This window comes from Arthrobacter sp. BI5, from assembly GCF_056680065.1.
The window spans coordinates 294,158-319,685 of sequence record NZ_CM155264.1; the positions used below are offsets into that span (position 1 = coordinate 294,158).

At 69.1% G+C, this 25,528-nt stretch carries 25 protein-coding genes; 21 read left to right on the top strand and 4 right to left on the bottom strand.

Translation table 11 applies throughout. The features are described from left to right. Positions 1–139: 139 nt before the first annotated feature. From AC1MED_RS01425 to AC1MED_RS01490, 14 genes are all read left to right on the top strand, one after another. Positions 140–1,276: a zinc-dependent metalloprotease gene (locus tag AC1MED_RS01425; RefSeq protein WP_479785072.1), complete on the top strand. Its 1,137-nt coding sequence runs from the start codon at positions 140–142 to the stop codon at positions 1,274–1,276. 98 nt (positions 1,277–1,374) lie between these two features. Continuing rightward, positions 1,375–2,412 (top strand): tRNA lysidine(34) synthetase TilS, encoded by a 1,038-nt coding sequence (gene tilS / locus AC1MED_RS01430; protein WP_479786737.1) that lies wholly within the window; start codon positions 1,375–1,377, stop codon positions 2,410–2,412. Positions 2,413–2,441: 29 nt separating this feature from the next. Next, complete coding sequence (hpt, locus tag AC1MED_RS01435) at positions 2,442–2,993, top strand: hypoxanthine phosphoribosyltransferase (protein WP_138767802.1); 552 nt, start codon at positions 2,442–2,444, stop codon at positions 2,991–2,993. A gap of 201 nt (positions 2,994–3,194) precedes the next feature. Next, positions 3,195–5,258 (top strand): ATP-dependent zinc metalloprotease FtsH, encoded by a 2,064-nt coding sequence (ftsH, locus tag AC1MED_RS01440; protein WP_346958378.1) that lies wholly within the window; start codon positions 3,195–3,197, stop codon positions 5,256–5,258. A gap of 9 nt (positions 5,259–5,267) precedes the next feature. Beyond that, a complete protein-coding gene (gene folE, locus AC1MED_RS01445) occupies positions 5,268–5,921 on the top strand; it encodes a GTP cyclohydrolase I FolE (protein ID WP_346958379.1) in 654 nt (217 codons plus the stop codon). A gap of 13 nt (positions 5,922–5,934) precedes the next feature. Next, complete coding sequence (gene folP / locus AC1MED_RS01450) at positions 5,935–6,909, top strand: dihydropteroate synthase (RefSeq protein ID WP_479785073.1); 975 nt, start codon at positions 5,935–5,937, stop codon at positions 6,907–6,909. Between the two features lie 11 nt (positions 6,910–6,920). Beyond that, positions 6,921–7,280, top strand: coding sequence for a dihydroneopterin aldolase (folB, locus tag AC1MED_RS01455; protein ID WP_479785075.1), 360 nt, complete (start codon positions 6,921–6,923; stop codon positions 7,278–7,280). Further along, positions 7,277–7,825, top strand: a complete 549-nt coding sequence (folK, locus tag AC1MED_RS01460) for a 2-amino-4-hydroxy-6-hydroxymethyldihydropteridine diphosphokinase (RefSeq protein WP_479785077.1) — start codon at positions 7,277–7,279, stop codon at positions 7,823–7,825. Before folB ends, folK begins: the two co-directional genes overlap by 4 nt. Beyond that, positions 7,822–8,346: a DUF3180 domain-containing protein gene (locus AC1MED_RS01465; protein WP_479785079.1), complete on the top strand. Its 525-nt coding sequence runs from the start codon at positions 7,822–7,824 to the stop codon at positions 8,344–8,346. The genes folK and AC1MED_RS01465 overlap by 4 nt, the downstream gene beginning before the upstream one ends. Next, a complete protein-coding gene (locus AC1MED_RS01470) occupies positions 8,327–8,839 on the top strand; it encodes a PH domain-containing protein (RefSeq protein WP_479785080.1) in 513 nt (170 codons plus the stop codon). Before AC1MED_RS01465 ends, AC1MED_RS01470 begins: the two co-directional genes overlap by 20 nt. Continuing rightward, positions 8,836–10,395 carry a PH domain-containing protein gene (locus AC1MED_RS01475; RefSeq protein ID WP_479785082.1) on the top strand — a complete coding sequence of 520 codons (1,560 nt, stop codon included), beginning with the start codon at positions 8,836–8,838 and terminating at the stop codon, positions 10,393–10,395. The genes AC1MED_RS01470 and AC1MED_RS01475 overlap by 4 nt, the downstream gene beginning before the upstream one ends. Then, positions 10,388–11,308 carry a Rossmann-like and DUF2520 domain-containing protein gene (locus AC1MED_RS01480; protein ID WP_479785084.1) on the top strand — a complete coding sequence of 307 codons (921 nt, stop codon included), beginning with the start codon at positions 10,388–10,390 and terminating at the stop codon, positions 11,306–11,308. Before AC1MED_RS01475 ends, AC1MED_RS01480 begins: the two co-directional genes overlap by 8 nt. 1 nt (position 11,309) lies before the next feature. Next, positions 11,310–12,197, top strand: coding sequence for a pantoate--beta-alanine ligase (gene panC / locus AC1MED_RS01485; RefSeq protein ID WP_479785086.1), 888 nt, complete (start codon positions 11,310–11,312; stop codon positions 12,195–12,197). 208 nt (positions 12,198–12,405) lie between these two features. Continuing rightward, positions 12,406–13,902 (top strand): MDR family MFS transporter, encoded by a 1,497-nt coding sequence (locus AC1MED_RS01490; RefSeq protein ID WP_479785088.1) that lies wholly within the window; start codon positions 12,406–12,408, stop codon positions 13,900–13,902. Between the two features lie 146 nt (positions 13,903–14,048). Here AC1MED_RS01490 and AC1MED_RS01495 read toward each other — a convergent pair whose 3' ends face one another. The 3 genes from AC1MED_RS01495 to AC1MED_RS01505 are packed head-to-tail and all read right to left on the bottom strand — an operon-like array spanning position 14,049 to position 16,580. Next, positions 14,049–14,882 (bottom strand): alpha/beta fold hydrolase, encoded by an 834-nt coding sequence (locus AC1MED_RS01495; protein WP_479785090.1) that lies wholly within the window; start codon positions 14,880–14,882, stop codon positions 14,049–14,051. 46 nt (positions 14,883–14,928) lie between these two features. Then, the gene (locus tag AC1MED_RS01500; RefSeq protein WP_346958390.1) at positions 14,929–15,552 is read right to left on the bottom strand and encodes a thymidine kinase; all 624 of its coding nucleotides are present in this window, start codon (positions 15,550–15,552) and stop codon (positions 14,929–14,931) included. A 59-nt stretch (positions 15,553–15,611) separates the two neighbouring features. Next, positions 15,612–16,580: an alpha/beta fold hydrolase gene (locus AC1MED_RS01505; RefSeq protein WP_346958391.1), complete on the bottom strand. Its 969-nt coding sequence runs from the start codon at positions 16,578–16,580 to the stop codon at positions 15,612–15,614. Between the two features lie 77 nt (positions 16,581–16,657). Here AC1MED_RS01505 and lysS point away from each other — a divergent pair, with 77 nt between their 5' ends. The 4 genes from lysS to AC1MED_RS01525 all read left to right on the top strand — a co-directional run bounded on the left by lysS (position 16,658) and on the right by AC1MED_RS01525 (position 21,730). After that, positions 16,658–18,187, top strand: a complete 1,530-nt coding sequence (lysS, locus tag AC1MED_RS01510; protein ID WP_479785093.1) for a lysine--tRNA ligase — start codon at positions 16,658–16,660, stop codon at positions 18,185–18,187. Positions 18,188–18,189: 2 nt separating this feature from the next. After that, positions 18,190–18,378 (top strand): hypothetical protein, encoded by a 189-nt coding sequence (locus AC1MED_RS01515; RefSeq protein WP_346958393.1) that lies wholly within the window; start codon positions 18,190–18,192, stop codon positions 18,376–18,378. A 137-nt stretch (positions 18,379–18,515) separates the two neighbouring features. Then, positions 18,516–18,842, top strand: a complete 327-nt coding sequence (locus AC1MED_RS01520; RefSeq protein WP_479777954.1) for a histone-like nucleoid-structuring protein Lsr2 — start codon at positions 18,516–18,518, stop codon at positions 18,840–18,842. 395 nt (positions 18,843–19,237) lie between these two features. Further along, positions 19,238–21,730, top strand: coding sequence for an ATP-dependent Clp protease ATP-binding subunit (locus AC1MED_RS01525; protein ID WP_346958395.1), 2,493 nt, complete (start codon positions 19,238–19,240; stop codon positions 21,728–21,730). Positions 21,731–21,840: 110 nt separating this feature from the next. Here AC1MED_RS01525 and AC1MED_RS01530 read toward each other — a convergent pair whose 3' ends face one another. Continuing rightward, positions 21,841–22,287, bottom strand: coding sequence for a Rieske (2Fe-2S) protein (locus tag AC1MED_RS01530; RefSeq protein WP_479785095.1), 447 nt, complete (start codon positions 22,285–22,287; stop codon positions 21,841–21,843). A 126-nt stretch (positions 22,288–22,413) separates the two neighbouring features. Here AC1MED_RS01530 and AC1MED_RS01535 point away from each other — a divergent pair, with 126 nt between their 5' ends. The 3 genes from AC1MED_RS01535 to AC1MED_RS01545 all read left to right on the top strand — a co-directional run bounded on the left by AC1MED_RS01535 (position 22,414) and on the right by AC1MED_RS01545 (position 25,470). After that, the gene (locus tag AC1MED_RS01535) at positions 22,414–24,552 is read left to right on the top strand and encodes a S9 family peptidase (RefSeq protein WP_479785096.1); all 2,139 of its coding nucleotides are present in this window, start codon (positions 22,414–22,416) and stop codon (positions 24,550–24,552) included. 101 nt (positions 24,553–24,653) lie between these two features. Next, positions 24,654–25,163, top strand: coding sequence for an amino-acid N-acetyltransferase (locus AC1MED_RS01540; protein ID WP_346958398.1), 510 nt, complete (start codon positions 24,654–24,656; stop codon positions 25,161–25,163). 145 nt (positions 25,164–25,308) lie between these two features. Further along, positions 25,309–25,470 (top strand): hypothetical protein, encoded by a 162-nt coding sequence (locus AC1MED_RS01545; protein ID WP_479785098.1) that lies wholly within the window; start codon positions 25,309–25,311, stop codon positions 25,468–25,470. Positions 25,471–25,528: the final 58 nt, after the last annotated feature.

Consider the following 25,528-nt stretch of genomic DNA (forward strand, 5'->3'; position numbering starts at 1 on the left):
CGTTTCGACGGTTCCCTGCGCTTTCGTGGGGCGAAACGTCTAATCGGCGGGGAACCATCGAAACGGCGGGCACCGGCTGCCCGTTCGCTCCGCGACGAACTTAAGGCGCATCCCCGGTCCGCTGTGATCTGATGGGGCTATGGAGTCCTCTTCGCGCGAGACAGCAGCCCAGACGCCAGGCCAAACACCGGCCCAGGCCCTGATCAACTGGGAGCTCGCGGCGTCCACGGCCGCGCGGCTCACGCCGGCCGGGCCGTCGCTGGGGTCCGCGGAGATCGGCGCCGCCGTCGAAAACCTGCGCCTGATGGCCGACATTTCCGTGCCGCACGTCCATGACATCACCGGACTCGAGGCGGCCCGGGACCTCCGCGACTCCTCCGTCCTGGTGGTGGACCGTGCGTCCTGGGCGAAGGCGAACACGCAGAGCTTCGCCGTGATGCTCCAGCCCGCCATCGAGAAAATGCTCGAAGGCCGCCGTGGAAACGTGGGCCCGGGCGCCGCCAGCGTCAGCGGCGCGATCACCGGCAGCCAGCTGGGCGCCATCCTGGCGTTCCTCTCCAGCAAGGTCCTGGGCCAGTACGACCCTTTTTCCGCGCTGGCTGAAAATTCCACGGCCCCCGCCGCCGGCCGGCTGCTGCTGGTGGCCCCCAACATCATCGCGGTGGAACGTGAGCTCAACGTCGCGCCCGAGGATTTCCGGCTCTGGGTGTGCCTGCACGAACAGACCCACCGCGTGCAATTCGCCGCCGCCCCCTGGCTCCGTCACCACATGCTGGACCAGATCGAGGACCTCAGCGCCCACCTGCTGGGCAACGTCGACTCGATCATGGAACGCGCCGCGGCAGCTGCGAAGGCCCTCAAGGACCGGTCCACGCCCGGAGCGGCCCCCGGCCGCGGGGCAATCCTGGACCTGTTGCAGGACCCGGCCGAGCGTGCGGCGATCTCGCACCTCACCGCGGTCATGAGCCTGCTGGAAGGCCACGCCAACGTGGTGATGGATGCGGTGGACGCCAGCATCGTCCCGTCCGTCAAGACCATCCGGCAGCGGTTCAACGCCCGCGGCAAGGACCGCGGAGCGATCGAGAAGTTCATCCGCAGCCTGCTCGGCCTGGACGCAAAAATGCGGCAGTACAGCGACGGGTCGAAATTCGTCCGCGAAGTCGTTGACGCCGCCGGCATGGAAGGCTTCAACAAGGTCTGGGAGTCCGCCGACCACCTGCCCACTGAACCCGAAATCCACGACTCGAAGCTCTGGCTCGAACGGATGGGGCTCTAGTCCGCGTGCCGGCCACCAGCAACCCGGATCTCCCAGCTGCCTCCGGCGGACGACGACGGCCCGGCCGGCTGGCGCCCGTCGTCGGCAAGGCGCGGAAAATGCTGCAGGACGCCCTCGCCGACGCCGGCTACCCCGCGCGGGTGCTGGTGGCCTGCAGCGGCGGCCCTGACTCGCTGGCGCTCGCCGCCGTCGCGGCCTACTTCGGCCGCCGCGGCCACGTGGACGGGCACCTGGTGTCCGTCGGCGCCGTCGTGGTGGACCACCAGCTCCAGCCCGGCTCGGCGGAGGTGGCCGCCGCGGCGGCCGCGGCGCTGCAGGAGCTGGGACTCGCCCCTGTCCAGGTCTGCACGGTCGACGTCGCCCCCGCCGGGATGGGCCCGGAAGCCGCCGCGCGGGACGCCCGGCACGCCGCCCTCGAAGCCGCCGCCGACGGGACCGGCGCCGGAGCCATCCTGCTGGGCCACACCCTGGACGACCAGGCCGAGCAGGTCCTGCTGGGGCTGGCGCGCGGCTCCGGGACCCGCTCGCTCGCCGGGATGCGGCCGGTGCGCGGCCGCCTGCTGCGGCCGTTCCTGGGCCTGCGCCGGGCCGACACCCTGGAAATCTGCGCCGTCGAGGGACTGGACCCCTGGCACGACCCCAGCAACGAGGACCCCTCGTTCGCCCGGTCACGGACCCGGGTGGAGGTGCTGCCGATGCTGGAGGACAAACTCGGCCCGGGCGTGGCCGAGTCGCTGGCCAGGACGGCGTCCATCCTGCAGCTCGACGCCGACTACCTTGAGGATGTGGCAAACGACACTTTTGCCCGCCTGCAGGAGCGCGCCGGCACGGAGCTCAGCCTGCCCGAGGCCGCGCTGCGCGAACTGGCGCCGGCAGTGAGGTTCCGCGTGATCGCCAAGGCGGCCGCCGCCGTCGGCGGTCAGCAGCCGAGCTACCAGCGGCTGCTCGCCGCGGAGGCGCTGCTGCGCCGGCAGGGCTCCGCGGGGCCGGTGGAGTTGCCCGGCGGTGTCAGCGTCTACCGGCTCTCGCTCGCCCAGCTGCTCGCGGCGGAGCGGTCCGCCGACGCCGGCGGTCCCCGTGAGGGCGCCCGCTGTGGGAAGCTTGTATTCCGGCCTCAAAAACCGCCCCAAGAATAGTCGCACCCGCATCTACACAGGAGCCATTGGTGGATTCAAACGACGTCCAGGCAGACCTCAAGCACGTTCTTTACTCCAAGGAGCAGATCCAGTCCCGGATCACCGAACTCGCTGCCCAGATCGACAAGGACTACGAAGGCCGCGATCTGCTGATCGTCGGTGTGCTCAAGGGTGCGGTCATGGTCATGGCGGACCTGGCCCGCGCGCTGCACAGCCACGTCTCGATGGACTGGATGGCCGTCTCCTCCTACGGTTCCGGCACGCAGTCCTCCGGCGTGGTCCGCATCCTCAAGGACCTGGACACGGACCTGATGGGCAAGGACGTCCTGATCGTCGAGGACATCATCGACTCCGGCCTCACCCTCTCCTGGCTCAAGACCAACCTGGAGTCCCGCGGCCCGGCCTCGGTGGAGATCTGCACCGCGTTCCGCAAGCCCACTGCCGCCAAGGTCCAGATCGACGTCAAGTACGTCGGCTATGACATCCCCAACGAATTCGTCGTGGGGTACGGCCTGGACTACGCAGAGAAGTACCGCAACCTCGACTTCGTGGGCACCCTCGCACCGCACGTCTACGAGTAGAACCGGCGGCACCGCCCCGGCTCGACGCTGAGCCCGTTCTGCCCCCGCACAGCCCTCCGCTACGCCGATAGGGAACTTTTACCCTTGACCGTGCGTGAGTTACTGCGACGGTGTATAGCTAGAACCTGACGCAGCACCACACGCGCGCAGATCGGTCGCCGTGCAGCACTACCAGGAGGGACGGGGCGAGCCCCCGATCAGATGAAAGCTAAGAGTTTCTTCAAAGGCCCGGGCATCTGGATTGTCGTTGTTATCGGCATGCTCCTGCTGGCCTTTGCCACCCTGGCCCCGGGGGGATCGGTCCGGATCGACACGGACAAGGGCCTGGAGCAGTTGTCCACCGGCAAGGTCGAGCAGGCCAAGATCTTCGACGCCGAGAACCGCGTGGACCTGGTGCTGCGGGACGACTACCAGGCTGACGGGCAGAACAAGGGCAAAAACGTCCAGTTCTACTTCGTCAACGCCCGCGCCGCCGACGTCGTCAAGGCCGTGACCGCTGCGAAGCCGCCGAGCGGCTTCACCGACCAGCCGGTCGAAAGCAACTGGTTCTCCGGCCTGTTCTCGCTGCTGGTCCCGGTGCTGCTGCTGGGTGTGCTCTTCTGGTTCCTGCTCTCCCGGATGCAGGGCGGCGGTTCCAAGGTCATGCAGTTCGGCAAGTCCAAGGCCAAGATGGTTAACAAGGACATGCCGCAGGTGACCTTCAGCGACGTCGCCGGCGCCGACGAGGCCGTCGAGGAACTCCAGGAGATCAAGGAATTCCTGCAGGAACCGGCCAAATTCCAGGCCGTGGGCGCCAAGATCCCCAAGGGCGTCCTGCTGTACGGCCCTCCCGGCACCGGCAAGACGCTGCTGGCCCGCGCCGTCGCCGGCGAGGCCGGCGTGCCGTTCTTCTCCATCTCCGGTTCCGACTTCGTTGAAATGTTCGTTGGCGTGGGTGCCTCCCGGGTCCGTGACCTGTTCGAGCAGGCCAAGGCGAATTCGCCGGCCATCATCTTCGTGGATGAGATCGACGCCGTCGGCCGGCACCGCGGTGCCGGCATCGGCGGCGGCAACGACGAACGCGAGCAGACCCTCAACCAGCTCCTGGTTGAAATGGACGGCTTCGACGTCAAGACCAACGTCATCCTGATCGCGGCCACCAACCGGCCCGACGTGCTCGACCCCGCGCTGCTGCGGCCGGGCCGCTTTGACCGCCAGATCTCGGTCGAGGCGCCCGACCTGATCGGCCGCGACCAGATCCTGAAGGTGCACGCGAAGGGCAAGCCGATGGCTCCCGGCGTCGACCTCAAGGCCGTCGCGAAGAAGACCCCGGGCTACACCGGCGCGGACCTGGCGAACGTGCTCAACGAAGCCGCACTGCTCACGGCCCGCTCCAACGCCAACCTGATCGATGACCGCGCCCTCGACGAGGCGATCGACCGCGTCATGGCCGGCCCGCAGAAGCGCAGCCGCGTGATGAAGGAACACGAGCGCAAGGTCACCGCCTACCACGAAGGCGGCCACGCCCTGGTCGCGGCGGCGCTGCGCAACTCGGCGCCGGTCACCAAGATCACCATCCTGCCGCGCGGCCGGGCCCTGGGCTACACCATGGTGGTTCCGGAGAACGACAAGTACTCCGTAACCCGCAACGAACTGCTGGACCAGATGGCCTACGCCATGGGCGGCCGGGTGGCCGAGGAACTCGTCTTCCACGACCCGTCCACGGGCGCCTCCAACGACATCGAAAAGGCCACCGGGATCGCCCGCAAGATGGTCACCGAGTTCGGCATGAGCGAGCGGGTGGGCGCGGTGCGCCTCGGACAAGGCGGCGGCGAGCCGTTCCTGGGCCGCGACGCCGGCCACGAGCGCAACTACTCGGATCAGATCGCCTACGTTGTGGACGAGGAAGTGCGCCGCCTGATTGAGGGAGCGCACGACGAGGCCTACGCCATCCTGACCGAGAACCGCGACGTCCTGGACCAGTTGGCCTTGGAGCTGCTGGAACGTGAAACCCTGAACCAGAACGAGATCGCGCAGGTCTTCACGAATATCCGCAAACGCGATTTCCGTGAGATCTGGCTCTCCAAGGAGACCCGGCCGATCCAGGCCGTCGGCCCGGTCGAGTCCCGCCGTGAAAAGGCAGAGCGCGAAGCCCAGGAGGAAGCCAAGGAAGCCCGGCTCGAGGAACCGCTGGACACCCGGCCGCCGCACGCCCAGGGCGTCCCCGGGCAGGAGCCCTTCCAGGGCGGTGTTACGGATCTGGGGCCTGACGGCCATCCCGGCTAGGCTTCTTCTGTGACTTCCTACTTCGACGACGACGACGTTCCCGCCACCGCCGGCCCCTTCCCCGCGGAAGGGGCGGCGGCCCCCGGCCAGAACACCACCACCGTGGACCACCCCCGGATCCAGGCGGCGGTGCGCGAGATCCTGCTCGCGATCGGCGAGGACCCGGACCGCAGCGGCCTGCAGGACACCCCCAAACGCGTCGCCAAGGCCTACGCGGAGATGTTCGCCGGACTGCACCACGACCCGGCCGAGATCCTCGCCACCACCTTCGACCTCGACCATGAGGAACTGGTCCTGGTCAAGGACATCCCGTTCTACTCGACCTGCGAGCACCATCTGGTGCCCTTCCACGGCGTCGCCCACGTCGGGTACATCCCCTCACACGACGGCAAGGTCACCGGGCTGAGCAAGCTGGCCCGGCTGGTGGACATGTTCGCCCGCCGCCCGCAGGTGCAGGAACGGCTGACCACGCAGATTGTCGAAGCCCTCGTCACCCACCTCAAGCCGCGCGGCGCGATCGTCGTCGTCGAATGCGAACACCTGTGCATGTCGATGCGCGGCATCCGCAAGCCCGGTGCGAAGACCGTCACCAGCGCGGTCCGCGGGCAACTGCATGACCCGGCCACCCGCGCCGAAGCCATGAGCCTCATCCTCGGAAGGTAAGAAAAAACACACTATGGATTCCCTCGCCGCAGCCCCTGGAACAGGTCCTGCCACCTCGCCGCTGCCCGTGCTGCGCAAGCCGCGCCCGGCCGCGAGTTTCAAGGACCTGCCGACGGACCGGACGCTCGTGATGGGGATCCTGAATGTCACCCCTGATTCGTTCAGCGACGGCGGCCGGCACGCGACGCCGGACACAGCCATCGCCGCCGGACTGCGGATGTTCTACGCCGGCGCGGACATCATCGACGTCGGCGGGGAATCCACCCGTCCCGGCGCGGCCGGGGTCAGCGTCGAGGAGGAGCAGCGCCGGGTGCTGCCCGTCGTGGAGGCGCTGGTCAAGGCCGGAGCCCTCGTCAGCATCGACACCACGCACGCCGCCACCGCCGAGGCCGCCCTGGCCGCCGGCGCCGCGATCATCAACGACGTCTCCGGCCTCACGATCGAGCCGGAAATGCTCGAACTCGTGGCGCGGAGCAAGGCGCCGTACATCCTCACGCACCGCCGCGGCGACGCGAACACCATGGACTCGCTGGCCGACTACAACGACGTGGCAGCGGAAGTCGCCGCCGAACTCGCCGGTGTCCGGGACAAGCTGTACGCGGCCGGCGCCGCGCCGGAGCAGATCATCCTGGACCCGGGTCTGGGCTTCGCTAAGAACGAGTCGCAGAACTGGGAACTGCTGCACAACATCGACGTGCTGCAGGGCCTGGGCCACAAGGTCCTGGTCGCCGCGTCCCGGAAGCGCTTCCTGGGCAGCCTCCTGACCGTCGCCGGCAAGGCCGCCGCACCCCACGAACGGGACTCCGCCACCGCGGCCGTGACCGCCATCAGCGCGTACCGCGGCGCCTGGGCCGTCCGGGTGCACGACGTTGGGCCCAGCCTCGACGCCGTCAAGGTCGCCGCCCGCCTCGCCCCGGCCAGCAGTCCGGCCCGCCCGGCCCTCCCGGCCACCGGCCCGGCGACTCCGGCCGCACCCGGCGACAGCTGAACCGGCGCAATATGGACCGGATCACGCTGAGCGGTGTTACCGCCGTCGGGCACCACGGAGTGTTCGACTTCGAACGCCGGGACGGCCAGCCGTTTGTCGTCGACGCCGTGCTGCACCTGGACTTTTCCCAGGCCGCCGCGAGCGACAACGTGCGGGACACCGCGCACTACGGCGAGGTGGCCGAGTGTATCCGCGGCTGGATTACCGGTACCCCGCTAAACCTGATTGAAGCCCTCGCGGTGCGGATTGCCGACGATGTGCTGCTGCGCTTCCCGGTGGCAGCGGTGGACATCACCGTGCACAAGCCCAAGGCCCCGATCCAGGTCGACTTTGGCGACGTGTCCGTCAGCGTGCACCGGGAACGGCCATGAGTCCGCACGCCGCCCCCTACACGCGCGCCGTAATCGCGCTTGGCAGCAACCTGGGGGAGCGCAACGATACGCTTTCCGCCGCCGTCGCCGACCTCGTCGACCCGCCCGAGGTACGGCTGCTGGCCATCTCGCCGATCGTGCAGACCAAGGCCGTCGGCGGCCCGCCGGACCAGCCGGACTTCCTGAACATGGTGATCGCCGTGGAAACCTCGCTGTCCCCGGAGGACCTGCTGCGGCACTGCCACGCGGTGGAACAAAAGCACTTCCGGGTCCGCGAGGTCCGCTGGGGTCCGCGCACCCTCGACGTGGACATCATCACCTACGGCGACGTGGTCAGCTCCGACCCCGACCTGACGCTTCCGCATCCGCGCGCCGCGGAGCGCGCCTTTGTGCTCTATCCCTGGTCCCTGATCGAGCCCGCGGCCGAGCTGAACGGGGAACGGGTGGGCGACCTCGCGGCCAAGGCCGCCGATTTTCCGGACCTCGTGCCGTTCGACGGCTTCGAGGAACTCAAGGGCACGGCCGGCGTGGTGGAGGCGCCGTGAAACTGATCAGCCCGCTCCTGCTGCTCGTCATCGGCGTCGCCCTCGCCGTCCTGGGCTGGCTCGCCAGCCTGATGACCGCCCGTTACGGGTTGAACACCCCGGTGCTGCCGCTCACCGGTCTGATCACCATGGGCGTGATCGTCGCCGTCACCCTGTTCCTCGGCATCCGCGTGCTGCGCTGGCGCAACGGGAAAAAGAAGAAAATGCTCAACCCGATCCTGGCCGCGTGGACCCTCGTCCTCGCCCAGGCCTGCGCCTACACCGGAACCGTGCTGCTGGGCTGGCACGCCGGGATTTTCCTGGACCAGCTGCGGCTGTGGTCTGTGCGCAGCGGGCAATCCATCACCTGGGAAACGCTGTCCATGGCCGGCGGCGGCCTCGTCATGGTGGTGGTGGGCCTCGTGGTGGAGCGGTTCTGCCGGATTCCCCCGGAGGACGGCGACGCCGAGGGAACCCCCGGGCTGCAGGGCAAGCGCGGCAAACCCGAGGCCGAAGGCGAATATGCGTACCGAGGCGATTGACCCTCCGGGGGTGGCCTGGCTGCGGGTTTCCCCGCGCTACGTCACCGTGCGGGTGGCGGCCTGGGCCCTGGCCAACGTGGCCGCCGTCGCGGTCCTCTCGCTGCCCCTCGTCCTGGTCCTCACCGGCGTGTGGGACTGGCCACCGCTCTGGCTCGGCGTCGCGCCGCCCGCCGCGGCCCTCGTGCTGGCCCTCTGGCGGCTGGTCCTCATCCCGCGCCAGGTGCGGTCCATCGGTTACGCCGAACGCGAGGACGACCTCCTGATCCGGCGCGGCATCTTCTTCCAGCGCGTCCTGGTGGTGCCGTACGGCAGGATGCAGTACGTGGACATCGGCGCCGGCCCGGTGGAACGCGGACTGGGCCTGTGTACCCTCAAGCTTCACACCGCCTCGGCCGGGACCAGCGCGGAGATCCCCGGCCTGCCCGCGGCAGAGGGGGCGCGGCTGCGCGAACAGCTGTCCGCCCGCGGCGAGGCCCGTCTGGCCGGGCTGTGAGCGCCGCCGGGGACGGCTGGCAGCGCGTTCATCCGGCCTCCCCGTTCGTCCGGGGCTGGGTGGCGCTGGCAGCGATGTTCTTCTTTTTCGGCCGCGACGCCTTCGAACGGCTGCTCCAGGGCGGCCCGGTCTTCGACGAGCGGCTCGCCGGGCGGGCGCCGTGGCTGGTGCTCGGCGGCGGCACGGTGTTCCTGCTGACCGTGATCGGCTTTGTCCTGAGCTGGTACTTCACCCGCTACCAGGTGGCAGGCGGGTATGTGCGCGTCAACACCGGGGTGCTGTTCAAGCAGCAGCGCCAGGCCAGGCTGGACCGGGTCCAGGCGATCGACGTCGTGCAGCCTTTGCTGGCGCGGATTTTCGGGCTCGCTGAGCTCCGGTTCGAGGTCGCCGACGCCGGAGCGTCCGCGGTGCACCTGGCCTACCTGCGCGCGGACGAGGCCCGCCAGTTGCGCGCGACCATCTTGGCTGGCGCCTCCGGTGCCGCTGGTGCCACCGGAGCCGCCGGTTCCGCGGCGGCGGCAGCACCGGGCCAGCCGGCGGCAGCCGCCATGGAGGCGCCGGAACGGGTGGTGCTGACCGTGCCGCCGCGACGCCTGGCGGGGTCGCTGGTGCTGAGCGAGCAGAGCGTCTTCATTGTCCTTGGTGCCGTGGCCTCGGTGCTGCTCTCGGCCGTCACGGAAAACCACAGCTTCTATTTCTACCTGATCCCTGCCGGGCTGGGCCTGGCCGCGGCGTACTGGAACTCCTTCAACAAGGGTTACAACTTCACCGCTGCCATTTCCCCGGACGGCATCAGGCTCCGCTACGGCCTGCTGGACACCCAGGCCCAGACGCTGCCGCCGGGCCGGGTCCAGGCCCTGCGCATCAGCCAGCCGCCGCTCTGGCGGATCTTCGGCTGGTACCGGATGCAGGTCAACGTGGCCGGTTATGGCACGACCGGCGGCAACGGCGAAGGCTCCTCCAGGACCACCCTGCTGCCGGTCGGAACGCTGGCGGAGGTCTTCATCATGCTCTCGCTGGTCCTGCCCGACCCCGGCACACCGGACCCCGTGCGCGTCTTCACGGCGGGCCTGAAGGGCCTGGCGCCCTCCGGCGGTCCGGCGGCCCGGGATGACGACGGCGGCTTCGTCACCACACCGGCGCGGGCGCGGCCGCTCGCCCCGCTGGGCTGGCGGCGCAACGGCTTCGCCGCCACCGACACGGCGCTGCTGATCCGGTCCGGCCGCTGGTGGCGCCAGCTCGTGCTGGTCCCGCACCAGCGCACCCAGTCGATCGCGCTGCAGCAAGGTCCGCTGGCCCGGCGCTTCCGGGTGGCGGACCTCGTCCTGCACACCACCGCGGGGCCGGTGGCGCCGCGGCTGGTCCAGGCCGGCCTGGACGAGGGCCGGGCCCTGCTCGACGCGCAGGCGGCCCGGGCCCGGAGCGCGCGGAAACTGCAGACCAGCGAACACTGGCTCGACACGGCCGCACCGCTCGTATACGAACCAGTCGAACACGAACTTCTCGACCACGAACTTCTCGACCACGAACCGAAGGAAGGGCCGCAGCATGGCTAAGCCAGGACGCCTCGGCGTCGGAATCATCGGAGCCGGCAAGGTGGGCGCCGTCCTGGGCGCGGCGCTGCGGGCCGCCGAGCACGCCGTCGTCGGGGTCTCCGCCGTCTCGGAGGCGAGCCGCGAACGCGCGGAAACCCTGCTGCCCGGTGTCCCCGTCCTCGAGGTGCAGGACATTGTTGAGCGCGCCGAACTGGTGCTGCTGGCGGTCCCCGACGATGCGCTCGGCCCCCTCGTCGAAGGCCTCGCGAAGCTCGGCGCCTGGCAGCCCGGCCAGCTCGTGGCCCACACGTCCGGGCGTTTTGGCGTCGGCATCCTGCGCCCGATCCGTGCCGCGGGCGCAATCCCGCTGGCGCTGCACCCGGCCATGACCTTCACCGGCATGAGCCTGGACCTCACCCGGCTGCTGGACTGCAGCTTCGGCGTGACGGCCGACCCGGCGATGCTGCCCATCGCGCAGGCGCTCGTGGTGGAGATGGGCGCCGAGCCGGTCGCGATCGCCGAGGGCGACCGCACGCTCTACCACGCGGCCCTGGCCCACGGCTCGAACCATCTGGTCACCCTTGTTGCCCAGGCGTCCGAACTGCTGCGCGAGGTGGGCGTAGAAGCACCCGAGCGCATGCTTGGCCCCCTGCTGCGGGCCAGCCTGGAGAACGCCCTGGCCTCGGGCGAGTCTGCGCTGACCGGACCGGTGTCCCGCGGCGACGTGGGAACTGTCGCCGCGCACTCGGAGGCCCTGCGGGAACTCGACGGTGGGTCCGGCGGCGATATTCTGGAGGCGTACCTGGCCATGGCACGGGCAACGGCCCGCCGCGCGGGCAGCCGCGGGCTGTTGAAGCCGGACCAAATTGAGGGCATCCGGCGGGCTCTCGAGGGCCCCGACGCCAATGGCCCGATTCCTGAGGAAGGACCCTGAGATGGCAATCCAGCTCGTGACCACGGCTGCCCGGCTGCGCGCCGAGAGCGCCCGCCTGCTCACCGAGAAACGCGGCACCTCGCAGGGGCTCGTGCCGACGATGGGCGCCCTGCACGAGGGACATGCCCAGCTGGCGCGCACCGCCGTCGCGCAAAACGACGTTGTGGTGGCGAGTATCTTCGTCAACCCGCTGCAATTCGGCGAGGCGGTGGATCTCGAACGGTACCCGCGCACACTGGAGGCGGACCTGGCCCTGCTCGAGGCCGAAGGCGTCGACCTCGCCTTCGCGCCCGCGGTGGAGGAGGTGTACCCCGGCGGGGAACCCCTGGTGCGGATCACCTCCGGTGTGCTGGGAGACAAGTGGGAGGGCGCCTCCCGGCCCGGGCACTTCGACGGCGCCCTGACGGTGGTGGCGAAGCTGCTGCACTACGGGCTGCCCGCGCTGGGACAGAGCACGTACCGGGCCTACTTCGGCCAGAAGGACGCCCAGCAGCTGGCCCTCGTGAAGCGCATGGTGGCGGACCTGAACTTCCCGGTGGAGATCGTCCCGGTGCCGATCGTGCGGTCCCCGGACGGGCTTGCGCTCTCCAGCCGGAACCGCTTCCTCTCGGCCGAGGAGCGCGAGGCGGCCCTGGTGCTGTCCCGGGCACTGCGGCTGGTCGAGGAGCGGGCCAACGCGCACGAACCCCTTGACCTGGACTCCGCCCGGGCCCTGGTGGAGTCCCAGCCCCTAGTGGACCTGGACTACTTCGACGTCGTGGACCCGCGGACCCTCGAGCCGCTCGCGGAGAACTGCCGGGAGACCCCGTTCCGCGGCGAGGGCCTGGTCCTGATCGCGGCCAAGGTCGGCCCGGTCCGGCTGATCGACAACGTGCCGCTGGCCTCCTGAGGCCCCTAACCCCAGCTCCTACTGCTGATAGCGCGAACGTACACTTGAGGCCCCCTCCCGAGGGCCGCAAGTGCCCGTTCGCGCCGTTCCGGGGGCCCAGGCCAGGCACTTTTGCGGGACAGGGAATTACTGCCGCGCGGCACGGGTTGGAAATCGTAGTGGCGACATAGTTCGCCGAAACCCAACGTCGACTCCCAAGGGGATTCCCATGCCAGCAGATGCCCCTTCCAACGTCCAAGAGGGCCTGGCGCAGCCGGCCCGGACCGCCGTCGTGCCCCCGGCGACCGTCCAGCGCTCGGAGACCCCGGCGCCGGAGAAGCTGTCCCGGGAATCCGTCACCATCATCGCCACCCTGCTGGTAGCCACCTTCGTGGTGATCCTCAACGAGACCATCATGAACGTCGCCCTGCAGCGGCTGATGGTGGACCTGCGGGTGGATGCCCCCACCGTGCAGTGGCTTTCCACCGGCTTTATGCTGACCATGGCCGTGGTCATTCCCACCACCGGTTTCATCCTGCAGCGGCTCTCCACCCGGGCGGTCTTTATGCTGGCGATGGGGCTGTTCTCGGCGGGCACCCTGCTGGCGTCCCTCGCCCCTGGTTTTGAAGTCCTGCTGCTGGCCAGAATTATCCAGGCCGGCGGCACCGCCATCATGCTGCCGCTGCTGATGACCACCATCCTCACCCTGGTCCCGGTCTCCCGCCGCGGCGCCGTCATGGGCAACGTGAGCATCGCGATCTCGGTGGCACCGGCCATGGGGCCCACGGTGTCCGGAATGATCCTGCAGCACTTTTCCTGGCGGTTCATGTTCGTGTTCGTGCTCCCCATCGCGCTGCTCGCGTTCGGCATCGGTGCCCGGTTCCTGAGGAACATCGGCGAAAACGAGAAAACCCGGCTCGACGTGCTGTCGGTCGTCCTTTCTGTCCCGGCCTTCGGCGGGGTCGTTTACGGACTGAGCCAGATCGGCGGCGGCGGGGGCGGTGCCGGCGCCCCGGCGGTCGCGGCGCTCGCCGTCGGTGTCGTGGCCCTGTTGGCCTTTGTCCTGCGCCAGCTCAGGCTGCAGAAGGCCGAGGCGCCATTGCTGGACCTGCGCGCGTTCAACTTCCGGATGTTCACTGTATCCGTGCTGCTGCTGGTGGTGGCGATGATTGCCCTGTTCGGGGCCGTGATCCTGCTGCCGCTGTACCTGCAGGAGATCCGGGGCCTGAAGTCGCTCGAGACCGGCCTCGCCCTGCTGCCGGGCGGCCTGGCGATGGGGCTGCTGGGCCCGGTCATCGGCCGGCTCTTCGACAAGGTGGGCCCGTTGCCGCTGACCGTGACCGGGTCGGTCATGATGGTGCTCTCACTCTGGCAGTTCTCCCGGCTGGACGCCCAGACGCCGGTGGGCTGGATCATCGCGCTGCACGTGGCGCTGAGCCTGGGCCTGGCGTTGCTGTTTACCCCGGCCTTCACCACGGGGCTGAACCCGTTGCCGCCGCACCTGTACTCCCACGGCTCGGCCATCATGAGCACCCTGCAGCAGGTCGCGGGGGCGGCGGGCACAGCGCTGCTGGTCTCCATCTTCGCGGTCGTCTCGGCCGGCTCCGGCATCGTCGCCGGCATGCACGCGGCCTTCCTGACCGCGGCCGCCATCGCACTCGCCGCCGTCGTGCTGTCCCTGCTGATGCGCAAGACCGACGGCGCGGCAGCCCCGGCCGCCCACTAAGCGGGCCGACTTTTCGCGCGAACGGACACTTGGGGCCCTAACACAAGGGCCGCAAGTGTCCGTTCGCGCTTGAACGCGGGCCGCAAGTGTACGTTCGCGCTTGAATGCGGGCCGCAAGTGTACGTTCGCGCTTGGGGAGGCCGGGGCTAGCCGGCGAAGAAGTCGCTGAGTTCGGCGATGAGCTTGTCCGGCGCCTTGTTGACCCCGTCGTGGCCCATGCCCGGCAGGATGGTGTAGCTGGAACCGGAGAGCACGTCGTGGATCTGCCCGCAGGCCACACCGAAGTACGCCGGGCTCTTCTCGCCCACGATGATCAGCGTCTCCAGCGGCAGCTCCAGGAACGGCTCGGCCGGCATGTCCGCGGCGATGATCGCCTTGATCTCGCGGACGCCGGTCTTCATCAGCTCGCGCAGCTGCTTGCCGACCGGGGTGCCGGCGGTGAGCTTGTTCGCCAGCGTCAGCATCGACAGCGGCATCCGGGACAGCGCGCTTCCGGTCTCCAGGCCGCGGACCAGCACGGCGAGGGCGCGGTCGTCGTCGCCCGCCGCCGTCAGCCGCTCGTATTCGGCAGTCCAGTCCGCCGTGACGCTGTGGTTCACCGAGACGGCCGGGTCGTACACGGCCAGCCGCTCCACCGGCAGGGTACGGGCCGCGTGCAGCGCCACCGCGCCGCCGAAGCTGTGGCCGAAGACGTCGGTGCTGGCGGTGTGCTTCATCACGGCATCCAGGTCACGGATGTCCACGTCCAGCGTGTAATCCTCCGGCTGCGGTGAGGACGAGCCGCGGCCGCGGCGGTTGAACGTGTGCACCGGGCGGCCCAGGGCGGCGCTGAGCTTCTGGGCGAACCGGGTGTAGTCGGCGGCCGTCACCATTGAGGCCGACACGACGACGACGCCGGAACCCGCCGCGGCGAGCTCCGCGCCCGTGCTGAAAAGCTCAAGGGTTCCGCCGTCGGGGGTTCTGATGTTCTCGCGGGTCATGCTCCGAGCCTAGCCGAGGCGCCCGGAACCGCACAGCGGGGAGCGGCTAGCCCAGGCGGCCGCCGGAGATCTCCAGGTAGCAGGATCCGCACAGCGACTCGTACCAGGCGTCCTGCCCGTCGATGGCCACCTGGTCGCCGTCGAACACCACCTCATCGCCGATCCGGCGGGTGTTGAAGATGGCCTTGCGGCCGCACCGGCAGATCGTCTTGAGCTCCTCCAGGGTGTGCGCAATTTCCAGCAGCCGGAGCGAACCGGGGAAGGCGCGGGTCCGGAAATCGGTGCGGATGCCGTAGGCGAGCACGGGGACGTTGTCCAGCACCGCGATGCGGAACAGATCGTCTACCTGTTCCGGCTCGAGGAACTGGGCCTCGTCCACCAGCAGGCAGGCCACAGGCGGCGTGTCCACGTGCTGCAGCAGGGCGTCGGGGTCATCCCCGTGGGCGTGCGCGGAGAACAGCTGGCGGGCGGACGCCCCGGCGGGGATCAGGAAGTCCACCGAGCGGGTCATCCCCAGCCGGGACACGACGTCGGCGTCGCCCTTGGTGTCGATGTCCGGCTTGGCGAGCACCACTCGCTGGCCGCGCTCCTCATAGTTGAACGCTGCCTGCAGCAGGCCCGTCGACTTGCCGGAGTTCATCGCTCCGTAGCGGAAGTAGAGCTTGGCCAAGGGGGTCCTTTCGACTTAGGTCGCCCCCGATTCTAGTGCCAGACGTCCAATGACAGACGTCAGCGGGCCGGCCGCAGCCGCCGCCGCACCTGCAACCGCGCCGGGCCGGAAGCGTCGCCGCCGAGCAGGAACCTGGCAGCGATGACCGCCAGCCGCCGGTTGCCGGGGCGGATCGGTCCTTCGTGCAGCTGGCCCGGCACCACCGCGAACTCGATCGCGGGGACCGCCGCCGCGAGCTGCCGCCCGGTTTCGGCGAAGTAGTCCGGGCTCCAGCCCCCGGTGAGCATCAGCGTGGGGGTCCCGACGCCGGCAAAGTCGCCCAGCTCGGCGTCGGCGGCCAGCACGGCGCGCATTTCCGCCACGGCGGTGGGCAGCAGCGCCCGCATTTCCGCGCCCAGGGTGGTCCGCGCGGAGAGAATGCTGAGCATCCGCAGGGCACCCAGCGGCAGCCGGGACACCGGGCCCGCGGTTTCCAGCCCCTGGACCAGGTGGGCCCAAGCGTGGTCCAGTTCCCCGGCGGCCACCGACCGTTCCAGCTCCGGGCGCCAGCGGCTGGTCAGGTTCCCGGCCAGGGACACGGCCGCGTCATAGGTGACCAGGCGGCGGATCGGAACGCTGCGCGCGGCCTGCAGCGCCACGAAACCGCCGTAGCTGTGCGCGACGACGTCCGTGGAGCCGGTCCGGCGCAGCACGGCGGCTAGGTCGGCCACCTCCGTGGCGGCGGAGTAGTCCGCGGGCTGCGGCGAGGAACCGGCCCGGCCGCGGCGGTTGTAGCAGTGCACCGGGCGGCCCAGCAGCCGGCCCAGGCTCCGCGCGAACGAACGGTACAGTGCGTCCGTAACCAGGGTCCCATGCACCAGCACGACGCCGGTCCCGACGCCAGTCCCAGCCGCCGCTTCCGGCGCCGGCTCAGACGCGCCGGCGGTGCGCTCCGGATGCGGTTCCGGGGCTGCTGCCGGGGCGGGCCGGAAGGTGTGCAGCTCGAGGTGCCCCTCGCCGTCGTCGGTCCGAATCGTCCACGTCTCCATAGTTGTGAGTCTATTCCCGGCCCATTCCCGCCCCCGCCGCACCGGCGGAGGGCGAACTCCCGGTAAACTTGGGGATTGTGACTTCCCAAAACACCCCCGCCCCGAACTCCGCCGAGCACTCCGACGCCAGCGAACAGACGCTGGTCCGCATGGAAAAGCGCGCCAAGCTGATCGAACGCGGCGTTGAGGCGTACCCGGTGGGAGTCGAGCGCACCCACTCGCTGACGGAGATCCGCGAAAAGTACGCGCACCTCGTGGCCGACGAGACCACCGGCGACGTCGTCGGCGTGACCGGCCGCATCGTCTTCATCCGCAACACCGGCAAGCTCTGCTTCGCCACCCTCCAGGAAGGCGGCCTCGACGGCAAGGCCGTGCGGCTGCAGGTCATGCTCAGCCTGGCCAACATCGGTGAGGAAGCGCTCGCGGACTGGAAGTCCCTCGTTGACCTCGGCGACCACGTCTTCATCAAGGGCGAAGTCATCTCCTCGCGCCGCGGCGAGCTCTCCGTGATGGCCGAATCGTGGTCCATGGCGTCCAAGGCGTTGCGGCCGCTGCCGGTGCTGCACGCGGAGCTCAACGAGGAAACCCGCGTCCGCCAGCGCTACGTGGACCTGATTGTCCGCGACGAGGCCCGCGAAATGGTCTACACCCGGGCGGCGATCACCCGGTCCATCCGCGAAACCCTGCACCGCCAGGGGTACGTCGAGGTGGAAACGCCGATGCTGCAGCTGGTGCACGGCGGCGCCACGGCCCGTCCGTTCGAGACCCACATGAACGCCTTCGACCAGAAGATGACCCTGCGGATCGCCACCGAGCTGTACCTCAAGCGCACGGTGGTCGGCGGCATCGACCGGGTCTACGACATGGGCCGGGTCTTCCGCAACGAGGGCGTTGACTCCACGCACAGCCCCGAATTCACCACCCTTGAGAGCTACGAGGCGTGGGCCGACCAGTTCGTTATGGCGGACCGCATCAAGGAGATCATCCTCGACGCCGCCGACGCCGCCGGCGTGGGCCGGGTGCTGCAGACCGAGGCCGGCGAGATCAACCTCGACGGCGACTGGGCCTGGATGGCCGTCTACCCGGGTCTGTCCGACTTCGTCGGCCAGGAGATCACCCCGGAAACGCCGGCCGCGGACCTGCTGGCCCTCGCCGCGAAGCACGAGGTCAAGGTCGACGCCGGCTGGGACGCCGAGAAGCTCGTGGTCGAGCTCTTCGGCGAGCTGGTTGAACCGACCCTGCTGAACCCGACTTTCGTCTATGACTACCCGCCCTCCGCACAGCCGCTGGCCCGCCACCACCGCGAGGACAACCGGCTGATCGAAGCCTGGGACCTGATCATCGGCGGAATGGAGCGCGGCACCGCGTTCTCCGAACTGATCGACCCGGTGATCCAGCGCGAACGACTCACCGAGCAGTCCCGCCGTTCGGCCGCCGGCGACGTCGAGGCCATGCAGCTGGACGAGGACTTCCTCCGCGCCCTTGAGTACGGTGCGCCGCCGATGGGCGGCATCGGCCTGGGCATCGACCGGCTGGTCATGCTCTTCACCGGCGCGGGTATCCGCGAGACCATCCTCTTCCCGCTGCTCAAGCCCGAGGGCCACTGATCATGGAATACATTGCCGTCCTGCTCCCGTCCGTGGTGGTCGGGCTCATCTTCTGGTTCGCCATGAAGGCAATTTTCAACGCCGATAAATCCGAGCGACAGGCGGAGGCCCGAGCCCAGGCGGAGGCCGCCGCCCGTGGCCCGGAAGAGAAACCCGCCCCCGGAAACGGGCATTCCCCCGACCAGCGCTAAAAGCGCGGGCGATTCCCTTCTGCGGATTTTCTTTGCGAGGGCATTTCCGCTTTGACTCACGGCCATAAAACGATGGATACTTTTTACAGATACATCCTGCTTTTCTAAATACTCATCCTTTTGAAAAGAGAGTTTTTATGGCACAGAAAGTTAAAATCATCCTCGTTGATGATCTGGATGGGGGATCCGCGGACGAAACTGTCCGGTTTGGCCTGGACGGCGTCAGTTACGAAATTGACCTGTCCTCAAGCAATGCGTCGGAGCTCCGCTCGGCAGTCGAGCGGTACGTAGCCCACGCCCGTAAAACGTCAAGCGGCCGCGCAACCCGGACAAAAGTCTCGGGCGGCCGTAATCAGGACTCGGCACAGATCCGTCAATGGGCCCGGGACAACGGCTATGCGGTAAACAGCCGCGGCCGTATCCAGGCCGAAATTCAGGAAGCCTACCAAAAGGCAAATTCCTAGCACGGCCTGGCTGCCCGCGGCGTCGAACCGGTGCCGCGACGCAATTGACATCAACAAAGCCCCCGTCGTCCGGCGGGGGCTTTGTCATGTCCGGCCGCGGGTGCCGGCCGGGTGTGCTGACCGTGCTGCTGCGTTCCAGCCCGGTTGTTGGCCGACTAAGCGGCTGAAACGCCGGGACACGCCGGGGCCCCGCCGGTTCCGGCAGGAAGAACTGGGCAGGAGCGCCGCCAGGGCCGGGCCGCGGGTGGCTGCGGGCGGGCTGCGGGCCGTGGGCCGCCGCGTGGGTCCGGAAGGCGGCCCGCAGGGTGTCCCGGTTTCCCCCGTGGCGAACAAGCCACAAATCTGCAACTCCGCCACGTAGCATCAAAGTACGTCGTAGCTAGGAGTGTGGCGAAATGTTTGAGCGATTTACGGACCGTGCCCGTCGCGTAGTTGTGCTTGCCCAAGAAGAGGCACGCATGCTGAACCACAATTACATCGGTACCGAACACATCCTCTTGGGCCTGATCCATGAGGGTGAAGGTGTTGCCGCCAAAGCCCTCGAGTCCCTGAGCATCTCGCTCGACGGTGTCCGCGAGCAGGTGCAGGAGATCATCGGCCAGGGCCAGCAGGCCCCGTCCGGCCACATCCCCTTCACCCCGCGCGCCAAGAAGGTGCTGGAGCTCTCGCTGCGCGAGGCCCTGCAGCTGGGCCACAACTACATCGGCACCGAGCACATCCTGCTCGGCCTCATCCGCGAGGGTGAAGGTGTGGCAGCGCAGGTGCTGGTCAAGCTCGGAGCGGACCTGAACCGCGTCCGGCAGCAGGTCATCCAGCTGCTCTCCGGCTACCAGGGCAAGGAAACCACCGGCGCAGGCGTCGGCTCCGGCCAGGCCGAAGGCACCCCCGCCGGCTCGGTCGTCCTTGACCAGTTCGGCCGGAACCTGACCCAGGCCGCCCGGGAGAACAAGCTGGACCCGGTGATCGGCCGCGAGCAGGAAATGGAACGCGTCATGCAGGTCCTTTCCCGCCGCACCAAGAACAACCCGGTGCTGATCGGCGAACCCGGCGTCGGCAAGACCGCCGTCGTCGAGGGCCTGGCCCAGGCGATCGTCCGCGGCGACGTGCCGGAGACCATCAAGGACAAGCAGCTGTACACGCTGGACCTCGGGTCCCTCGTGGCCGGCTCCCGCTACCGCGGTGACTTCGAAGAGCGCCTCAAGAAGGTGCTCAAGGAGATCCGTACCCGCGGCGACATCATCCTCTTCATCGACGAAATCCACACCCTCGTGGGCGCCGGCGCTGCCGAAGGTGCCATCGATGCGGCTTCGATCCTGAAGCCCATGCTGGCCCGCGGCGAGCTCCAGACCATCGGTGCGACCACGCTGGATGAATACCGCAAGCACATCGAGAAGGATGCCGCCCTGGAGCGCCGCTTCCAGCCGATCCAGGTCAAGGAGCCCTCCGTCGCCGACGCGATTGAGATCCTCAAGGGCCTGCGTGACCGCTACGAGGCGCACCACCGCGTCACCATCACCGACGGCGCCCTCGCCTCGGCGGCCAGCCTCTCCGAGCGCTACATCTCGGACCGCTTCCTGCCGGACAAGGCGATCGACCTGATCGACGAGGCCGGTGCCCGGCTGCGCATCCGCCGGATGACCGCCCCGCCCGAGCTCAAGGTCATGGACGAGAAGATCGCGGCCATGAAGCTGGAGAAGGAATCCGCGATTGACGCGCAGGACTTCGAAGGTGCCGCCTCGTTGCGCGACAAGGAGCAGAAGCTCATTGCCGAGCGCGCCGAAAAGGAACGCCAGTGGAAGACCGGCGGCATGGACGACATCTCCGAGGTGGATGAGGATCTCATCGCCGAGGTGCTGGCGAACTCCACCGGCATCCCGGTCTTCAAGCTGACCGAGGAAGAGTCCTCGCGCCTGCTGAAGATGGAAGACGAACTGCACAAGCGTGTGGTCGGCCAGAACGAGGCTATCAAGGCCCTGTCCCAGGCGATCCGCCGCACCCGTGCCGGCCTGAAGGACCCGAAGCGTCCGGGCGGCTCGTTCATCTTCGCCGGCCCCACCGGCGTCGGCAAGACCGAGCTGGCCAAGGCCCTCGCCGAGTTCCTGTTCGGCGAGGAAGACGCGCTGATCACGCTGGACATGTCCGAATACTCGGAGAAGCACACCGTCTCCCGGCTCTTCGGTGCCCCTCCGGGCTACGTAGGCTACGAGGAGGGCGGCCAGCTGACCGAGAAGGTCCGCCGTCGTCCGTTCTCCGTGGTGCTGTTCGACGAAGTGGAGAAGGCGCACGCCGACCTCTTCAACTCGCTGCTGCAGATCCTGGAAGACGGCCGCCTGACCGACTCCCAGGGCCGCGTGGTGGACTTCAAGAACACCGTGATCATCATGACCACGAACCTCGGCACCCGGGACATCTCCAAGAGCGTCGCCACCGGTTTCCAGTCCGGGACGGACACGCAAACCGGCTACAACCGGATGCGTGCCCGGGTCACGGAGGAGCTCAAGCAGCACTTCCGCCCCGAGTTCCTGAACCGTGTCGATGACGTGGTGGTCTTCCCGCAGCTGACCCAGGACGAGATCATCGAGATCGTGGACCTGTTCGTCACCCGCCTGGAGAAGCGCCTCAAGGACAAGGACATGGGCATCGAGCTCACGCCCGCGGCCAAGGTGCTGCTCGCCACCCGCGGCTACGACCCCGCGATGGGTGCCCGGCCGCTGCGCCGCACCATCCAGCGCGAGATCGAGGACCAGCTCTCCGAGAAGATCCTCTTCGGTGAGCTGCACGCCGGCGACATCGTGGTGGTGGACGTGGAAGGCGAGGGCGACGACGCGAAGTTCACCTTCGCCGGCAACGCCAAGCCGCGCATCCCGGAGATCGCTCCGAGCGTCTAGGCGCCAGGGATAAGGTTCCAAGCAGAAGGCTCCGGCCGTTTCCTTCAGGGAGGCGGCCGGGGCCTTTTTCGCCGCCCGCGCGCGGCGCGGCTTTGCCCGGAGCGGCGGGATCAGGCGGTAACGGTGATCCATTCGCCGTCGATGGCGGCCTTCAACTTACCCAGCGGCGCCTGGGCCGGGCCGTTGACCACGCTGCCGTCGGATCCTTTGAAGGAGGAACCGTGGCACGGGCAGTCGAAGTCTTCGCCCGCCGGCGCCACCGGGCAGCCGGCATGCGTGCAGGCCGCGTCGTACGCCAGGACGGTCTTATCATCCTGCCGGAAGATCACCACCGTTTTGCCGTTGACGTTTCCGGTGGCCGTGCTGCCCACCTTCACCTCACTGAGCTTGCCGACCCGGACGGCGGTGCCGGCCGGGACTGAGGGGCCGGCCGCGGTTTGAGAAGCGGTAGCGCCGGTGGGCGAGGCCGCGCACGCCGAGAGGGCCAGTGCGCCGCCCCCGACGGCGCCGGCACCAAGCAGAATCGAGCGTCGGGGCAGGGACTTTTCAGGGTTCATGCCCCCATCATGCCAACCCTGCCTGAAAGCCCGCTGCGATTTCCGGGCAGATCCAGTCTGAAAGCACTGTTTCACTCTGAGTGAACGGGGTGTGATCCGGGGCACAAGCGGTGTTGAATCGGGGGCATGGCTTCTTCTGACACGCAGACCCCCGGCGAACACCCCGAGACCCCTTTCCACGATCTGGACCACTACCTCGCCATTCCGAGGGTCAGCGGCCTGGCGTTGAGCCCCGACGGCGGACGGCTCGTCACCACCGTGGCCACGCTGAACGACAAGGGGACGGAGTTCCGCACGGCGCTGTGGGAACTGGACCCCGAGGGTAAAAAGCAGGCCCGGCGGATCACCCGCAGCGCCAAGGGCGAGGCCGGTGCCGTGTTCGCCGCGGACGGCAGCCTGTACTTCGCTTCCGCGCGGCCGGACCCCGAGAGTCCGGAGGCCGAGCCGGTCAACGCGCTCTGGGTCCTGCCGTCCGACGGCGGCGAGGCCCGCGTTGCGCTCTCCCGCGCCGGCGGCGTCGGGAGCCTGCTGGCCGCGAAGGAGGCGGACGCTCTCTTCCTGACGGCGTCCGTGCTTGCCGGATCCACCGATGAGGACAACGACGAGGAGCGCCGCAAGGACCGCAAGGACAATAAGGTCGCCGCGATTCTGCACAGCGGCTACCCGGTGCGGTACTGGGACTCGGACCTGGGCCCCGCGCAGCCGCGGCTGTTCGCCGTCGAGCCCGGCGCGGAGCCGGAGCCCGGCAAACCCGCGACGGTCGACGCCGTCCCGCCGGTCACACTGCGCAACCTGACTCCGGACGCCGGGAACGGGCTCCGGGAGGCCGAGACCGTCGTCAGTCCGGACGGGAAAACCCTGTACAGCAGCTTCACCAAGCCGCTCGCCAACGCCGACTCGCGCACCGTGCTCGTGGCGGTCGACGTCGCCACCGGCACCCGCCGGACCCTGCTGGACACCGAGGGCATGAGCTACTTTCCCGGTCCGGTCAGCCCCGACGGCCGCACCCTGGCGGTGCTGAGCGAGACCGAGACGACCCCGGAGCAGGCACCGCAGATCAGGCTGCACCTGCTCGATGTCTCGGGCGTCGACTCGGGCGGCGGTGCCGACGGCGGCGCGCGCCTGACGCCGCTGGCGCCGGAGTGGGACCGCTGGCCGCACCCGGCGGCCTGGCTGCCGGACGGCTCGGCTCTGCTCGTGACGGCCGACGAGGACGGGGCGTCCCCGGTGTTCCGGATCAGCGTCCCCGGGACGGACGGCGGAGACTCCGCGCCGGTGCGGCTGACGGCCGATGCGGCCGCCTACACGGACGTCGCTGTCGCCCCGGACGGACGCACCGCCTACGCGCTGCGCAGCTCCTACGAATTCCCGGCGGAGGCCGTCCGCATCGACGTGGCAAGTGGCGACGTCACCCGGCTGCCGGCCCCGGCGGAGCGCCCGGCCTACCTCGGCACGCTCGAACGGGTGGAAACGACCTCGGCCACCGGTGACCGCGTCCCGGCATATCTTGCGCTGCCGGAAGGCGCCTCGGCCGGAAACCCCGCTCCGCTACTGCTCTGGATCCACGGCGGCCCGCTGGGGTCCTGGAACGCCTGGACCTGGCGCTGGAACCCGTGGCTGCTTGTGGCCCGGGGCTACGCGGTGCTGCTCCCGGACCCGGCCCTGTCGACCGGCTACGGCCAGGACCACATCCAGCGCGGCTGGGGCGAGTGGGGCAAGGCGCCCTTCCTGGACCTGATGGCGATCACCGATGCCGTCGAGCAGCGCCCCGACATCGACGAGACACGCACCGCGGCCATGGGCGGATCGTTCGGCGGCTACATGGCCAACTGGGTGGCGGGCCACACGGACCGGTTCAAGGCAATCGTCACGCACGCCAGCCTCTGGGCCCTGGACCAGTTCGGCCCCACCACGGACTCCGCGCACTACTGGCTCAAGGAAATGACGGCCGGGATGGCTGCGGAGAACTCGCCGCACCTGCACGTGGAGAACATCCGCACGCCCATGCTGGTCATCCACGGCGACAAGGACTACCGGGTGCCGATCGGGGAGGGGCTGCGGCTCTGGTACGAGCTGCTCTCCAAATCCCAGCTTCCGGCCGACGAGAACGGCGAGACCGACCACCGCTTCCTCTACTTCCCGGACGAGAACCACTGGATCCTGCAGCCGCAGCACGCCAAGGTCTGGTACGGCGTCGTCGAACACTTCCTGGCCAAAAACCTGCTGGACAAGGACCTCCCCGTCCCCGACGGGCTCGGCCTCTGATTCCTGCCCACCCCGGCCCGGCCCGGGTTGGGCCCCCGGCCTGGGCCCTCGGGTGGGGCTCCGGGCGGGGGCGGGGCGGACCTGCGCCGTAGGATTGGGCTGTGACTGAGACGATCCGCATCCGCCCTGCCCGCACCGGCGACGTCGCCGCCATCAAGACCCTGGTGGCACCCCTGGCCGACCAGCGGATCCTGATGGCCAAGGAAACCGTCGCCTACTACGAAAGCCTCCAGGAGTTCCGGATCGCCGAGGCGCCCGACGGCGAGGTGATCGGCTGCGGGGCACTGCACGTGATGTGGGATGACCTGGCCGAGGTCCGCACCCTGGCAACCTCGGACGCGTGGCGCGGCAAGGGTGTAGGCCACCTGCTGGTGGAGCGCCTGCTGGAGGACGCGAAGGCCCTCGGCGTCTCCCGCGTCTTCTGCCTGACCTTCGAGGTGGAGTTTTTCAAGAGGCACGGCTTCGACGTGATGGCCGACCAGACAGCCGTGGACCCGGTGGTGTACTCGGAGCTCCTGCGCTCGCATGACGAAGGCGTTGCCGAATTCCTGGACCTCGCCCGGGTTAAGCCCAACACACTCGGCAACACCCGGATGATCCGGACGCTCTAGGCTGCGCCTGAACCTGCCGCCGCGGGGTCTATCGCCAAATCAACTTGGTGGATAAACTGATCCCGGCCCGATGGGGCGGGCCGCCAGCTTCCGGAGGCAGAAATTGCAGAATCGCGTGATTTTTCCAGATTTCTCCGCATTCCAAATGACGGTCGACGCCGTGCCGGTTCTGCCGGATTCATCCGGTGCGGGCGGCGGCTCCGGCGGTGCGCCCGACGACGCCTCCTCCCGCCGGCTCCGGGCCCGGGCCGCGCTTGGCCCGGACGCCTGGCCGAGCTTCGCGCCGGAGGCTGCGGCCGGCCCCTGAGCCCGTTTTGGCGGCCGCACCGGGAGCCTACCGCTGGCAGGGCCCCGGTAGTAGGGTC

Coding starts and splice junctions, on each gene's coding strand:
- AC1MED_RS01470 (WP_479785080.1), top strand. CDS start 8,327: ATGCGTACCGAGGCGATTGACCCTCCGGGGGTGGCCTGGCTGCGGGTT.
- AC1MED_RS01520 (WP_479777954.1), top strand. CDS start 18,516: ATGGCACAGAAAGTTAAAATCATCCTCGTTGATGATCTGGATGGGGGA.
- AC1MED_RS01525 (WP_346958395.1), top strand. CDS start 19,238: ATGTTTGAGCGATTTACGGACCGTGCCCGTCGCGTAGTTGTGCTTGCC.
- AC1MED_RS01425 (WP_479785072.1), top strand. CDS start 140: ATGGAGTCCTCTTCGCGCGAGACAGCAGCCCAGACGCCAGGCCAAACA.
- tilS (WP_479786737.1), top strand. CDS start 1,375: ATGCTGCAGGACGCCCTCGCCGACGCCGGCTACCCCGCGCGGGTGCTG.
- AC1MED_RS01535 (WP_479785096.1), top strand. CDS start 22,414: ATGGCTTCTTCTGACACGCAGACCCCCGGCGAACACCCCGAGACCCCT.
- AC1MED_RS01490 (WP_479785088.1), top strand. CDS start 12,406: ATGCCAGCAGATGCCCCTTCCAACGTCCAAGAGGGCCTGGCGCAGCCG.
- AC1MED_RS01495 (WP_479785090.1), bottom strand. CDS start 14,882: ATGACCCGCGAGAACATCAGAACCCCCGACGGCGGAACCCTTGAGCTT.
- panC (WP_479785086.1), top strand. CDS start 11,310: ATGGCAATCCAGCTCGTGACCACGGCTGCCCGGCTGCGCGCCGAGAGC.
- AC1MED_RS01545 (WP_479785098.1), top strand. CDS start 25,309: ATGACGGTCGACGCCGTGCCGGTTCTGCCGGATTCATCCGGTGCGGGC.
- folP (WP_479785073.1), top strand. CDS start 5,935: ATGGATTCCCTCGCCGCAGCCCCTGGAACAGGTCCTGCCACCTCGCCG.
- AC1MED_RS01480 (WP_479785084.1), top strand. CDS start 10,388: ATGGCTAAGCCAGGACGCCTCGGCGTCGGAATCATCGGAGCCGGCAAG.
- AC1MED_RS01515 (WP_346958393.1), top strand. CDS start 18,190: ATGGAATACATTGCCGTCCTGCTCCCGTCCGTGGTGGTCGGGCTCATC.
- AC1MED_RS01530 (WP_479785095.1), bottom strand. CDS start 22,287: ATGAACCCTGAAAAGTCCCTGCCCCGACGCTCGATTCTGCTTGGTGCC.
- ftsH (WP_346958378.1), top strand. CDS start 3,195: ATGAAAGCTAAGAGTTTCTTCAAAGGCCCGGGCATCTGGATTGTCGTT.
- AC1MED_RS01505 (WP_346958391.1), bottom strand. CDS start 16,580: ATGGAGACGTGGACGATTCGGACCGACGACGGCGAGGGGCACCTCGAG.
- folB (WP_479785075.1), top strand. CDS start 6,921: ATGGACCGGATCACGCTGAGCGGTGTTACCGCCGTCGGGCACCACGGA.
- folK (WP_479785077.1), top strand. CDS start 7,277: ATGAGTCCGCACGCCGCCCCCTACACGCGCGCCGTAATCGCGCTTGGC.